Origin of the sequence: Pseudomonas sp. St316, from assembly GCF_018325905.1 — a bacterium.
Taxonomy (GTDB): domain Bacteria; phylum Pseudomonadota; class Gammaproteobacteria; order Pseudomonadales; family Pseudomonadaceae; genus Aquipseudomonas.
In genome coordinates this window covers 2,888,305-2,902,288 of record NZ_AP021901.1, presented here as the reverse complement: position 1 = coordinate 2,902,288, position 13,984 = coordinate 2,888,305, and the positions used below count along the sequence as shown (strand labels likewise).

The following is a 13,984-nucleotide window of genomic DNA, read 5'->3' as shown; positions in this document are numbered from 1 at the left end:
GGAGCGAGCTCGCGATAGCGGTGGGTCAGCGACATCGAGTTTGACAGATACACCGCCATCGCGAGCAAGCTCGCTCCCACAGGGGATACCTGCTTCACATCACAAATGAAAAAGCCCCGCATCTTTCGATGCGGGGCTTTTTCATTCAACGCAGGGATCAGTTGGCCGTCACGACCGCCTGACCACTCAACGCCAGGTCCAGCAGTTCGCGGTTGGCGACCGCGTACATGGCGTAGTCAGTGCCGCTGGCGGCACGGATATCCACCAGCATGGCGCGCCAGCGCTCGACCATTTCGTGATGCTGTTCAAGCCACATCGCCAGGCGAGTTTCCACGTCCTGGGTCGAGTCGCCGTCCTGCAAGACCGAGATGGTGATCGCCCGTTGCTGCCAGTCGATGTCATCGCGGAACGCTTCACGGGCCAGTGCCTGCCAGTTGTTTTCCACCGGCAGCGCGCTGATCTGTTGCAGGTACCAGGTGATGTCCAGGGCGCTGCCCACGGCGAAGTAGGCCTTGGCCACATCGGCGGCGTTCTGGCCAGTGACGTCGGACGCCTCGATGATCGGCAGCAAGGTGTACAGGTGCGTGGTGCCAGCAACCATGCGCGCCAGGAGCTCCGGTACACCAGCGGCCACGTAGGCCTGGTAGCGGGTCTGCCAGCCTTCGCGGGTCGGGCCTTCCAGCAACTCGTCGAGCTTGAGGCCCAACGCCGCCAGGTGCGGACCGAAGTGCGCCACGTCACGGGCAGCGTTCTGCTCGTTGCGACGGCTGCGCAGGAACCAGCGCGTGGCGCGGCGACCCAGGCGCATCAGCTCGTCCATCAACTCCAATTGCACGTCGGCGGAAACCTGGTGGTCCAGGGCTTCGATCTGACGGAACCAATGCGGGAGATGGAAGATGTCGCGCACGATCACATAAGCACCCGCCACGTTCGCCGGGCTCATGCCCGTAGACTCCTTGAGCCGCTGAACGAAGGTGATGCCCATGTGGTTGACCAGGTCGTTGGCGATCTGGGTGCTGACGATCTCGCGCTTGAGGCGGTGGCGACGCATGGCCTCGGAGAACTGGTTCACCAGCGTCGGCGGGAAAGCCGTCTCCATGTCACGGGTCAGGTAATCGTCATCCGGTACCTGGGAGTTGAGCAGCGCTTCCTTGAGGTCGATCTTGCTGTAGGAGATCAACACCGACAGTTCGGCACGGGTCAGGCCATGGCCCGCCGCGACGCGCTCGTTGATCGCCTCTTCAGCCGGCAGGAACTCGATGGCGCGATCCAGCTTGCCGCGGCCTTCCAGATCGTTCATCAGGCGCTTGTATTCGGCGATCCGCACGAAGGCACGGCGCGCCGCCAGGGACAGGGCCTGGGTCTGCTTGTAGTTGTTGCCCAACACCAGGCCACCGACTTCCTCGGTCATGCTCGCCAGCAACTGGTTGCGTTGCTTGTCGGTCATGTCGCCGGCCTGCACCACTTCGTTGAGCAGGATCTTGATGTTCACTTCGTGGTCGGAGCAGTCCACGCCGCCCGCGTTGTCGATGAAGTCGGTGTTGGAACCGCCGCCATTGAGGCCGAACTCGACGCGACCCAGTTGGGTCATGCCCAGGTTGCCGCCCTCGCCCACGACCTTGCAGCGCAGTTCGTTGCCGTTCACGCGCAGTGCATCGTTGGCCTTGTCGCCGACATCGGCGTGGCTTTCAGTGCTGGCCTTGACGTAGGTGCCGATACCGCCGTTCCACAACAGGTCCACCGGCGCCTTGAGCAAGGCGTTGAGCAGCTCGGTCGGGGTCAGCTTGTCGGCCTTGATGTCGAAGCGTTCCTTCATCTGTGGCGAGATGGCGATGCTTTTCGCGCTGCGCGAGAAGATACCGCCACCTTCGGACATGATGCTGGTGTCGTAGTCGCTCCAGGCCGAACGCGGCAGGTCGAACAGACGCTGGCGCTCGGCGAAGCTGCTGGCAGGCTCCGGGTTCGGGTCGATGAAGATGTGCAGGTGGTTGAAGGCCGCGACCAGTTGCAGCTTGTCGGACATCAACAAGCCGTTGCCGAACACGTCGCCGGCCATGTCGCCGACGCCCACCACGGTGATGCTGTCTTCCTGGACATTGATGCCACGCTCGCGGAAGTGGCGCTGCACGCCGACCCACGCGCCCTTGGCGGTGATGCCCATTTTCTTGTGATCGTAGCCAGCCGAGCCGCCGGAGGCGAATGCATCGCCCAGCCAGAAGCCATAGTCGATGGCGATGCCGTTGGCGATGTCGGAGAAAGTCGCAGTGCCCTTGTCCGCCGCCACCACCAGGTACGGGTCATCGTCGTCATGACGCACGACGTTGGCCGGCGGTACCAGCGCGCCGTCCTTCAGGTTGTCGGTGATGTCCAACAGGCCCGAGATGAAGATGCGGTAGCAGGCGATGCCCTCGGCCGCGATCTCGTCCCGGCTGCCGCCCAACGGCAGGCGACGTGGCAGGAAACCACCCTTGGCGCCCACCGGCACGATCACCGAGTTCTTCACTTGCTGGGCTTTTACCAGGCCAAGCACTTCGGTGCGGTAGTCTTCTTCACGGTCGGACCAGCGCAGGCCGCCGCGGGCAACGTTGCCGAAGCGCAGGTGCACGCCTTCGACCCGTGGCGAGTAGACGAAGATCTCGAACTTGGGCACCGGCTTGGGCAGTTCCGGGATCAGGTGCGGGTTGAACTTGAAGCTGAAGTAGGACTTGTTCTGGCCGTTGGCGTCGGTCTGGTAGAAGTTGGTCCGCAGGGTGGCCTTGATCAGGTCCAGGTAGCGACGCAGGATGCGGTCTTCGTTGAGCACCTGGACGTCGTCCAGGGCCGAGAGAATCGCTTGCTCCAGGCGCAACTGCTTGTCTTCCAGGTCATCGCCGCTGAGCTTGCGCGCCAGGTAGAAGCGGGTCTTGAACAACCGGGTCAACTCGCGAGCGATGTCGGTGTGGTTGTTCAGGGTGCTGGCGATGTAACCCAGGTCGAAGCCCAGGCGGATCTGCTTCAGGTAACGGGCATAGGCACGCAGCAGCGCAACGTCGCGCCATGGCAGGCCGGCGGTCAGCACCAGGCGGTTGAACGCATCGTTCTCGGCATCGCCACGCACGATGTGGACGAAGGCGTCCTGCAAGGTGTCGTTGAGTTGCTGGATATCCAGGTCCAGGCCTTCGGCGGCGGTGAACGCGAAATCATGAATCCAGAACTCGCGGCCATTGGTGTGGCGCAGGCGGTACGGGAACTCGCCCAGCACCCGCAGGCCGAGGTTTTCCAGGATCGGCAGCACGTCGGACAGCGCCAGTGGCGTATCGGCGTGATACAGCTTGCAGTGCAGCTCACGCTGGCCGGAGACCTGGCCCAGCGGCTGGTAGAAACTCATGACCAGCGGATTTTTTTCGTTCAGGCTCAGCAGGTGCTGCATGTCGACCACGGCCGAGTGCGCGGCAAAGCGCTCGCGGTAGCCGGCCGGGAAGCCTTTCGGGAAATCCGACAGCACGTTGGTGCCCTGGGCTTCGCCGAAGCTCTCGACGACGAGGCTGGCGTAGTCGTCCTTCCAGCTGCGGCAGGCCTGCACGACTTCTTTTTCCAGCAGCAACGGGTCGATGTCGATGCGGTTCTTCGGGTCCACCCGCAGGATCAGTTGTACACGGGCCAGAACGGATTCGGAGAAGAAGGTCCAGAACTCGCAGTCCGAGGCCTTCAGGCGATCCATCAGCACTTGCTGGATCTTCTGGCGCACTTCGGTGGAGTAGATGTCACGTGGCACATAGGCCAGGCAGTAGCAGAAACGGCCATACGGGTCTTTGCGCAGGAACACGCGGATCTTGTTGCGCTCCTGGATCTGCACGATCGACATGACGGTGCTGAACAGCTCGTCCACAGGGGTCTGGAACAGGTCGTCACGGGGCAGCACTTCGACCACTTGGGCCAGTTCCTTGCCCAGGTGCGCCTTGGCCTGGAAGCCCGAACGGCGCTCGATTTCCGCGACCTTGCGGCGGATGTACGGGATGACCCGCACGCTCTCGCCATACACCGAAGAGGTGTACAGGCCCATGAAGCGGCATTCCTTGATGACCTTGCCATCGGCGTCGATCTCACGGATCGACACGTAGTCCGGGTAGGCCGGACGGTGTACGCGGCTTGGGTGCGCGGCCTTGGCGAAGGACAGCAGCGTCGGTTCGCGCAGGTAATTGACGGCGTAGTCTTCGATGCGCAGGTCTTCGGCGGTCAGGCCGGCGCGCAGCAATTTGGTCAGGCCCAGGAACGAATCGGGGTTGTATTCGATGTGGCCGCCATCGGCCTCATCGCGAACCACGAACTCTTCGTAGCCCAGGAAGGTGAAGTGGTTACCCACCAGCCATTCCAGGAAGCTCTTGATCTCGCTCTTTTCATCAGCGTCGATGGCGTAGGCGCTGCTGTCCAGGCTGGCGAGGATTTCCTGGACCTTGGCTTTCATCGGCTCGAAGTCGGCCACGGCCACGCGCACTTCGCCCAGCACTTGCTCAAGTTCCTTGCTCAGGACGTTGAGTTCGGCGGCGTTGGCGCAGCGGTCGATCTCCAGGTACATCAACGACTCTTGCAGGATGCCGTCGCCCTGGGTGCCTTTTGGCAGGATTTCCAGCAACTCGCCCTTGCTGCCGCGACGCACGCTCAGCACGGTGGTTTGCAGGGTATGGATGCTGTAGCCGCGACGGTTCAGCTCAGTGCGGACCGAGTCCACCAGGAATGGGAGGTCGTGGTGCAGCACTTCCACCGCCGTGTGGGTCGACTGCCAGCCGTGGCGTTCGTAATCGGGGTTGTAGACGCGCACCTGCGGTTGCGCGTGATCGAAGCGCTCAAGCAGGCGCCAGGCAGACAGAGTGCAGCCGGCAAGGTCGGACAACCGGCGCTGGGTAAGTTCATCGAGGGAAATGATGCCGAAGAATTGTTCAGCGAACAGCGCCACTTGTGGCAGTGCCTGTTCACTGATGTGCTGCGCCAGTGCCGCTTGCAGTTGGTGCTGGAAGTCGGCTTTGCTGGCTGCGGTGAAGAACGCCATCTGTGGTACTCCGCTTGGGCTTGTTATTGATTGAAGCGTCGCGTGCAACCCCTGCGGGGCTGTCGGCCATCCCGTTCCTGATTCTCGGGCAGAGGAAACAGGATGACAGGTGGGTGAAGCTGGACAGGACCGGCAGGTCACATCCTTTTCCATCTAATTTCATGTCATGGACACCTGCAAAAATGCACTCTCCAGTGCACTTTGCAGGAGCACATTCGTAGCGCAGCTTAACGAGTGCGATCCCGTGCCTGCTTGCAGCGCTGCGACATATTCGGTCATCGGCTAGCGGTACGCTTCGAACAACCCTAGCAGCCTGAGGGACAAACGGCACCTGGCCGTGTGAAATCGTCCGGAATCCAGGTAACCCAGCAGAAATTCTTCCGGGCTGGCAAAATCGCCTTTTTCGTACCCGCAGGGCTCATCGAGCCAGGAGCCATCACCATGCAAATGAACACCGCCCTTCTGATCGCCAACCCGTGCGACGACGAAGAAGACAACATGGCCATGCTCTGCTGCCACAGCGCCCAGGGCGAAATGTTCCTGATGACCCGGTACCCCGACGAAGACGAACTGGAAATCGCTCTCGATGGCGAGCCTTCGACACTGGACGGTGTCAAGGTCACCCTCAGCCCTACCCGTTTGCTGATTGAAATTGCCCCGGCGGATGCCGATGCGCTCAATGGCGACGATGTGCTGGAAATCACCCATGACACCGATGCGGCGGACCTGGCGGAAGTGGAACTGACGTTGCAGAACATCCTCAAGGGGACGGGCACCTATATAAGCCAGCTCTGACGCCAAAGGCGACCGCTCCCCTGTGGCGAGGGAGCTTGCTCCCGCTGGGTGTAGGAGCTGCCGAGCGAAGCGAGGCTGCGATTTTTCCCCAGACACTTGAATCCCAAGCGAAAGATCAAAAGATCGCAGCCTCGCTTCGCTCGGCAGCTCCTACAGTCGAGCGCGCCAAGCTCCCTCGCCACAGGTTCAGTGCATCAGCCGCTATTCGTCTTTCTGCACGAGATTGCCATCGGCGTCATAGACCAGGTACTCGTCACTATCATTCGGATCCCTGACGTAATAACGGGCTTCATTGCCGTTATCCGGCACGTCCAGGCTGGTGTAGGAACCCAGTTCCTTGATCAACCTGTTGTCCTGACTGATCAAGACCAGCCCGGAACCACCACCGGCGCGGATGGCAGCTGCATAACGGGTCTGGAACGCGTTGATCCGGTTGTAATCCAGCGGGACCTGCAACCTGCCCGCCAGGTCGATGGCACCGTAGCTACCGTCACGCCCCACCACCGCCATGCCGTTGGAAAACGGTTCTACCTCGTCATACGGTAACTTGATCGGCAGCCGCGTCCCCTGGCGATTGATAAAAGCAAACTTCCTGCTTTTAGCATCCTGCACCAACAGCGGTTGCTGTCCGACAAACCGGCCTATCACGTTGTCACCCGGCAGGTTGATCCGTTTACCATCCAGGTCGAAAACGTTCTGACGACTCCGGTCGGCAGAGCTGGCGTAGAGCAAACCCTCGCTGTGCTCAATGCCTGAGAACTGCGCTGGCAGGATTTCCTTGCCGTCCAGGGTATAGGCGCCGTAGAGGCCTTCCATGACATCGGTTCGTTTGCCGAGACGGGCGATGAACACGTTGCCGGTCACGGTGGGGTTGACGAATTTCATCGGCAATATGAAACGATGCTCCTTGGCATCATAAAGCCCATAAGGTCCGTTGGTTTCCCGCTCCACCAGCAGCAGGCCATTGCTCAACGCTTCGGTGATGTATTCGAACGGCAGGTCCACAAGCTTGTTGCTGCCGGCAGGAAAATAGGCGAGCTGGCTGCGCAATGCCTGCCAGCCCGACTCGGGGTCGCTGGATTTCTCCGGGGTAAACAATGTGTAGGTATCCGCCATCAGGCTGTCTTGCACCTGCACCCAACGGGGCTTGATCAACCACTGGCCGGCCTGATCGATGAAGCCGTAGCGCTCGGTGTTCCGATCCAGAGCGATGTAATGCGCCTGCTGCGCCAGGACGTTGTCGACCTGGGCGAACTCAACGGTGTTGTCTTCCATCGGATCGAGCACATGAATGACGATGCGCTGTGGGGTGGCTTCGAATTGATAGTCGACCTCGTTGCTTTTCAACGGCCCCACCCGAGCGGCGAGCGCCCGGGTCAGGCGTTCCAACTGCTGCTGTACCGCCTGGCCGGTCTTGAGCTGCTTGAGATCGTCCTTGGTCTGCAGCAGCGCTTTGTAATAATCATGCAGCGCCGCGATATCGCCTTCGGAGGGGAACGCGCGGGAGTTGTTGCCGTTGCTGTAGAGCGCCTTGCCCGCGTCGTCCAGCCCCTGCACCACGAAGGTCGACGTCTTCGGCGTACTCAGGCGCACAGAGGCGCTGGCGTCACCCAGGGCGGTGAGCTGGAAGGACTGGCCGTCGTCCAGGGTCACCTTTGGGTGATCCTTGTCCAGGACCACTTTCCTGAACGCCGGATAACTGCGGTAGGAGACCGTCAGGCCGAGGCTCGCCAGAGGTTTGTTCACCGTAAGTGCAAAGGCGTCATGGGACGCGATCGTATCGTCTGGCTCGACCTTGGGCGGCGCCTTGAGATCGGCGAAAGTTTTTTCGCTGTCATCGCGAAACCTCAGGCGCTGCGGCATGTACTGCTCGGTCGCCGGCTCATCCGGCGTCGCGGCGCGCTTCCAGAGCGGATCAAGACTGCTGGTGTCGAGCCTCACTTCAGAACCGTCGGCGAATAGCCGCTGGGCAAAACGCAGGCCTTGGATCGAGGCCAGTTCAGCTTTCAGTTGCGCACTGGTGAATGGGACAAACAGCGGCTCGTACTGCAACGGCCGCTCGTCGGCAGGCTCGGTCGTTTCAATACTCAGGCTCAATTGCGCGTCACTGACCCACTCCAGGGAGCGGAGGGTTTCACCGGTGTCCTGAATCAAATAATTGAGGCGTTTCTCCACCTCGGGCAGTGCCAGCGTGCCGATGTCTTCCACGCCCCCTTCGTTCAGTTGCTCGGCGGCGAAACCTTCATCCACCGGCGCGCCGCTATGGCGAAACAGGGTGTAGGACGCATAGCCCACCACCAACAAGGTCACGCTCAGTATCGACAGCAATCTCACGCGAGGCTGGGTAAAGTTCATGGAGGCGTCGGTCGTCAAAGGGTTGGGGAAGGCAGGCAGCTAACCACACGGCCTTACGCGCTGCAAATCGTCTGGACGCCCCCTGCGCTGTCACTTCGGCATACCGACCTGCCTGGATCGTGGCCGAAGTGAACCACCGTCGGTCGCGCCTCTGACACGCCGCCCTTGACGTCCTATTGGGTTCTGTTGTTTCCTGAAACCGGTTTCAGAACCACTAATAAATCCAATAAGCAGGTTTCTATCCGTGACTTCTTTCTCCGCCGCCCAGCGCAGCCGCGTGACCATGCTTGACGTCGCCGAACGCGCCGGGGTTTCCAAGGCCAGTGTCTCGCGCTTCATTGGCGAAGACCGCGCCCTGCTCTCCGAGGCCATTGCCCGGCGTATCGAGCAAGCCATCAGCGAGCTCGGCTACCGGCCGAACCAGATGGCCCGCGGCCTCAAGCGCGGGCGCACGCGCCTGATCGGCATGCTGGTGGCCGATATCCGCAACCCTTATTCAATAGCCGTGATGCATGGCGTGGAAACCGCTTGCCGTGCCCATGGCTACAGCCTGGTGGTGTGCAACACCGACCGCGACGACGAGCAGGAGCGCCAGCACTTGGCGCTGTTACGCGCCTACAACATCGAAGGGTTGATCGTGAACACCCTCGGGCATCACCGCGACGAACTGTTTGAACTGCGCAGCGAAATGCCCCTGGTGCTGGTGGATCGCAAGGTCGATCGCCTCGACAGCGACCTGGTCGGCCTCGACAACCCAGCCGCCATCGAGATGGCCCTCGATCACCTCGAACAACGGGGCTACCGCGATCTGCTGCTGGTGACCGAACCGTTCGATGGCACCAGTTCGCGAATCGAACGGGTCGAGAGTTTCAAGGCCGGCCTCTTGCGACGCCCTGCCCTGACTGGCGCCGTGGTGCAAACCTGCGATCAACTGACCGCCCGCATCAAGGCCTTCCTGGCCCAACCGGGGCAAGGCCCCAAGGCGTTGTTCTGCGCCAATGGCATTGCCGCGCTGGCCGCCACGACGGTGTTGCGCGAGCTGGGTTGCCACTTGTTCGACGACGTGGGCCTGATTGCCCTCGACGACCTGGATTGGTACCCCTTGGTGGGCAGCGGTATCACGGCCCTGGCCCAACCAACAGCGCAGATCGGCGCCAGTGCGTTCGAATGCCTGCTCAAGCGTTTGCGCGGGGACAACGGGCCGGTGCGAACCCTGGATTTTGCGGCGCGGTTGATTGAGCGTGGGTCGACGCTTGGGGCTTCTCGGTGATCGGGCCGACCTTATCGCGAGCAAGCTCGCTCCCACAGGGAATTGCAGCGCGACGCAGATCCCGTGTGGGAGCGAGCTTGCTCGCGATGAGGCCCTGAAGCACACCGCCTTTTTTTTGCACAAAACTGAAACCGGTTTCAGAGGTATAAAAACAATGTACAACCCACCCGTTTCCATCAGCCTTTCCAGCTACGGTGCCGACCTGGTGCGGCAACAAGGCCAAGGCAGCTTCATCGATCTGCTGGCCGCCGCCGGTGCCTCGCGCATCGAATGGCGCGAAGAGTTGCTCACCACCGAACAGCCCGCCGAACTGGCCGCTCGCGCTCGCGCCCAGGGGTTGCAAAGTATTTTCTCGTCGCCACTGGAGCTGTGGCTTGCCGGGCAGTCCAGGCCCAACCCGGCTTTGGCGCTGGCACTGCAACGGTCCGAGGTGTTCGGCTCGGCATGGCTGAAAGTCTCCCTCGGGCATTTCACCGACTCCCATGATCTGTCGGCACTGGCCGATGTGCTCGGCGCAAGCCCGGTGCAGTTGCTGGTGGAAAACGACCAGACCTTGCAAGGCGGACGGATCGAACCGTTGCTACGTTTCTTCACCGCAGCCGAAGAGCACGCATTGCCCGTCGGCATGACCTTCGACATCGGCAACTGGCAATGGCAGGACCAATCGGCCGCCGTGGCCGCCCGACAGCTCGGACGGTATGTGGCTTATGTGCATTGCAAGGCCGTGGCCCGGCGCGCCGACGGCAGACTGGTCGCCGTGCCTCCGGCCATGACCGACCTGCACCTGTGGGAGCAATTGCTCAAGCACATGCCCGTCGGGGTAATGCGCGCCGCCGAATACCCGCTGCAAGGCGATGACTTGCTGCAATTGACCGCTGGACATGTCGTCACCCTTGCCCGCCTCGGGCAATCGCGCCGGGAGCCCGTCCATGCCTGAGTTCGATGTGTTGTCATTCGGCGAAACCATGACGATGCTGGTGGCTGACCAGTGCGGTGACCTGGCCAGCGTCGGCCAGTTCCACAAGCGCATCGCCGGGGCCGACAGCAACGTGGCCATCGGCCTGTCGCGGCTGGGTTTCAAGATAGCGTGGCTGAGCCGGGTTGGCGCCGATTCCCTGGGACGCTTTGTGGTGCAGACGCTGGAAAACGAAGGCCTGGATTGTCGCCACGTGGCGGTCGATCCAACGCATCCCACCGGCTTTCAGTTCAAATCCCGTAGCGACGATGGCAGCGACCCGCAGGTCGAGTATTTCCGTCGTGGCTCGGCAGCCAGTCATCTGTCGATCGATTCCATCGCGCCATCGCTGCTTGAAGCCCGTCACTTGCACGCCACCGGCATCGTCCCGGCGTTGTCGGTCACGGCCCGCGAGATGTCCTTTGAATTGATGACCCGTATGCGCGAAGCCGGCCGCAGCCTGTCGTTCGACCCCAATCTGAGGCCGAGCCTGTGGACCAGCGAGTCGACCATGATTGCGCAAATCAATCGCCTTGCCGCCCTTGCCCACTGGGTCCTGCCGGGGCTCAGCGAAGGTCGCTTGCTCACCGGTTTCGACGACCCGGCCGACATTGCCGCGTTCTATCTGGACCAAGGGGCCGAAATCGTCGTGATCAAGCTCGGCGCGGATGGCGCCTATTACCGCACGCAGCTAGATCAGGGCGTTGTCGCTGGCGTACCGGTGGCCCAAGTGGTGGACACCGTAGGCGCGGGTGACGGCTTCGCGGTCGGCCTGATCAGTGCGTTGCTCGAAGGCCACGCCGTCACCGAAGCCGTGCAGCGCGCCAACTGGATCGGCAGCCGCGCAGTGCAGAGTCGTGGAGACATGGAGGGATTGCCGACGCGCACTGAGTTATTGACTGAATTTGAAACCGCCTATCGCGAGCAAGCTCGCTCCCACAGGGCTTAACCCGACCCCATGTGGGAGCGAGCTTGCTCGCGATAGAGCCACCACAAAACGCACCTGCTGCAACAAAAACAACAAGCTCAGGAGTCAACGACATGCAAACGCTCAACCTCGCCACCCGCCGCTGGTGGTACATCATGCCCATTGTGTTCATCACCTACAGCCTGGCCTACCTGGACCGGGCCAACTATGGATTTGCCGCCGCCTCGGGCATGGCCAAGGACCTGATCATCACCCCGGGGCTGTCATCGCTGCTCGGCGCACTGTTTTTCCTCGGCTACTTTTTCTTCCAGGTGCCGGGAGCGATCTATGCGCAAAAGCACAGCGTAAAGAAGCTGATCTTCGTCAGCCTGATCCTCTGGGGCTCGCTGGCCACCCTGACGGGCGTGGTCTCCAATGCCTACTGGTTGATCGTGATCCGCTTCATGCTCGGCGTGGTCGAGGCCGCCGTGATGCCGGCGATGCTGGTGTACCTGTGCCACTGGTTCACCCGGGCCGAACGTTCGCGGGCCAATACCTTCCTGATTCTCGGCAACCCGGTGACCATGCTCTGGATGTCGGTGGTGTCGGGTTACCTGGTGCAACAGTTCGACTGGCGCTGGATGTTCATCATCGAAGGCCTGCCGGCGGTGCTCTGGGCCTTTGTCTGGTGGCGCCTTGCCGATGATCGCCCGGCCCAGGCCAAGTGGCTCAGCGATCAGGAGAAACAGGACCTGGAAAGCGTCCTGGCGGCCGAACAGGTCGGCATCAAGGCCGTGAAGAACTACGCCGAGGCCTTCCGCTCGCCCAAGGTGATCATCCTGGCGCTGCAATTTTTCTGCTGGAGCATCGGGGTCTACGGGTTTGTGCTGTGGTTGCCGTCGATCCTCAAGGCCGGCCTGCAGATGAACATGGTCGAGGCTGGGTGGCTGTCGTCCTTGCCTTACCTGGCAGCGGTGATCGGCATGCTGGTGGTGTCCTGGGCGTCGGACAAAGCGCAGAAGCGCAAGCGTTTCGTCTGGCCACCACTGCTGATCGCCTCCATCGCGTTCTACGCCTCCTACCTGCTGGGCGCCGAGCATTTCTGGTGGTCCTATGGCTTGTTGGTGATCGCTGGCGCTTGCATGTATGCCCCGTACGGTCCGTTCTTTGCCATCGTTCCGGAAATCCTCCCGGCCAATGTCGCCGGCGGCGCCATGGCGCTGATCAACAGCATGGGCGCGCTGGGTTCGTTCGGCGGCTCGTACCTGGTGGGCTACCTCAACGGCACCACCGGCTCCCCCGGCATGTCCTTCCTGCTGATGAGCGGCGCGTTGCTGCTGTCGGTGGTACTGACCCTCGCCCTCAAGCCCGGCGCCAGCGACCGGGAAGTCTCCCATACCGCGACGCCACACCCGGCGCCCGCCCGTTCCTGAATCGAGACCCGTCCCATGAAAAAGCACGTGGTGCTGTACAAAGCGTTGTCACCCCAATTGATGGCTCGCCTGCAAGCCCAGGCCCAAGTCACGCTCATCGAACGCCTCGATGCCCAGGGCCTGGCGCAACTGCGCGACGCCCTCCCCGCCGCCCACGGCCTGCTGGGCGCCAGCCTCAAGCTGGATGCGGCGCTACTGGACCTGGCGCCGAACCTGCAAGCCATCGCCAGCGTCTCGGTGGGCGTCGATAACTACGACATCGACTACCTGACCGAACGCCGGATCCTGCTCAGCAACACCCCGGACGTACTGACCGAAACCACTGCGGACACCGGTTTTGCACTGATCCTGGCAACGGCTCGGCGCGTGGTGGAACTGGCCAACCTGGTTCGCGCCGGGCACTGGCAACAGAGTATCGGCTCCAAGCATTTTGGCAGCGACGTCCACGGCAAGACGCTGGGTATCATCGGCATGGGCCGCATCGGCGAAGCGCTGGCCCAGCGCGGGCACTTCGGCTTCGGCATGCCGGTGCTCTACCACAGCCACTCGCCAAAGCCTGCGGTGGAGCAGCGTTTCGGCGCACGTTATTGCAGCCTCGAAACGCTGTTGCGAGAGGCGGATTTCATCTGCCTGACCTTGCCGCTCACGACCGAAACCCACGGGCTGATCGGCGCCCAAGCCTTCGCGCAGATGCGTCCCGAGAGCATTTTCATCAATATCTCCCGGGGAAAAGTGGTGGATGAAGCGGCGCTGATCGAAGCCCTGCGCAACAAGCAGATCCGCGGCGCGGGGCTGGATGTGTTCGAACGCGAGCCCTTGAGTGCGGATTCGCCGCTACTGCAGATGGACAACGTGGTGGCGACACCGCACATGGGCTCGGCCACCCACGAGACCCGCGAAGCGATGGCGCGTTGTGCGGTGGACAACCTGCTGGCGGCGTTGGCGGGGAAGCGGCCGGCGAATCTGGTGAACCTGAAGGCTTGGGAAGACAATCAGGAGGAATGACACGACGCGCCATCGCGGCAAAGGCGTTTGCTCACGATAGCGGGGCCTCCGTCATCATTGGTATGACTGACCTGACGCCATCGCGAGCAAGCTCGCTCCCACAGTGGTTTTTCATCGCCTGTAACATCCGGGCCAACCACAGCTACTCCGTGGCGAGGGAGCTTGCTCCCGCTGGGCGTGAAGCAGCCCCAAGCAAATGACGGCCAGTCCCAAACGCTCGCTCAGAGTCCATCCTACC

General features: G+C 62.0%; 8 protein-coding genes. 6 read left to right on the top strand and 2 right to left on the bottom strand.

Going from position 1 to position 13,984, the window contains the following annotated elements:
* Nucleotides 1-157 precede the first annotated feature (157 nt).
* A complete protein-coding gene (locus KI237_RS13125) occupies nt 158-5,026 on the bottom strand; it encodes an NAD-glutamate dehydrogenase (RefSeq protein ID WP_212800171.1) in 4,869 nt (1,622 codons plus the stop codon).
* A 441-nt stretch (nt 5,027-5,467) separates the two neighbouring features.
* Between KI237_RS13125 and KI237_RS13120 the strand changes: the two genes are divergently transcribed.
* On the top strand, nt 5,468-5,821 hold the full coding sequence (locus KI237_RS13120) for a hypothetical protein (protein ID WP_212800170.1): 354 nt from the start codon (nt 5,468-5,470) through the stop codon (nt 5,819-5,821).
* Between the two features lie 201 nt (nt 5,822-6,022).
* On the opposite strand, the gene KI237_RS13115 is transcribed toward KI237_RS13120, so the two are convergent.
* A complete protein-coding gene (locus KI237_RS13115; RefSeq protein WP_212800169.1) occupies nt 6,023-8,176 on the bottom strand; it encodes a WG repeat-containing protein in 2,154 nt (717 codons plus the stop codon).
* Nucleotides 8,177-8,420: 244 nt separating this feature from the next.
* Here KI237_RS13115 and KI237_RS13110 point away from each other — a divergent pair, with 244 nt between their 5' ends.
* The 5 genes from KI237_RS13110 (at nt 8,421) to KI237_RS13090 (ending at nt 13,746) form a co-directional block, all read left to right on the top strand.
* On the top strand, nt 8,421-9,446 hold the full coding sequence (locus KI237_RS13110; RefSeq protein ID WP_283246309.1) for a LacI family DNA-binding transcriptional regulator: 1,026 nt from the start codon (nt 8,421-8,423) through the stop codon (nt 9,444-9,446).
* A gap of 154 nt (nt 9,447-9,600) precedes the next feature.
* Nucleotides 9,601-10,383, top strand: coding sequence for a sugar phosphate isomerase/epimerase family protein (locus KI237_RS13105; RefSeq protein ID WP_212800168.1), 783 nt, complete (start codon nt 9,601-9,603; stop codon nt 10,381-10,383).
* Nucleotides 10,376-11,350 (top strand): sugar kinase, encoded by a 975-nt coding sequence (locus KI237_RS13100; RefSeq protein WP_212800167.1) that lies wholly within the window; start codon nt 10,376-10,378, stop codon nt 11,348-11,350. Before KI237_RS13105 ends, KI237_RS13100 begins: the two co-directional genes overlap by 8 nt.
* Before the next feature lie 92 nt (nt 11,351-11,442).
* Nucleotides 11,443-12,741, top strand: a complete 1,299-nt coding sequence (locus KI237_RS13095; protein ID WP_212800166.1) for an MFS transporter — start codon at nt 11,443-11,445, stop codon at nt 12,739-12,741.
* A 15-nt stretch (nt 12,742-12,756) separates the two neighbouring features.
* Nucleotides 12,757-13,746 carry an NAD(P)-dependent oxidoreductase gene (locus KI237_RS13090; protein WP_212800165.1) on the top strand — a complete coding sequence of 330 codons (990 nt, stop codon included), beginning with the start codon at nt 12,757-12,759 and terminating at the stop codon, nt 13,744-13,746.
* The last annotated feature ends 238 nt before the right edge of the window (nt 13,747-13,984 follow it).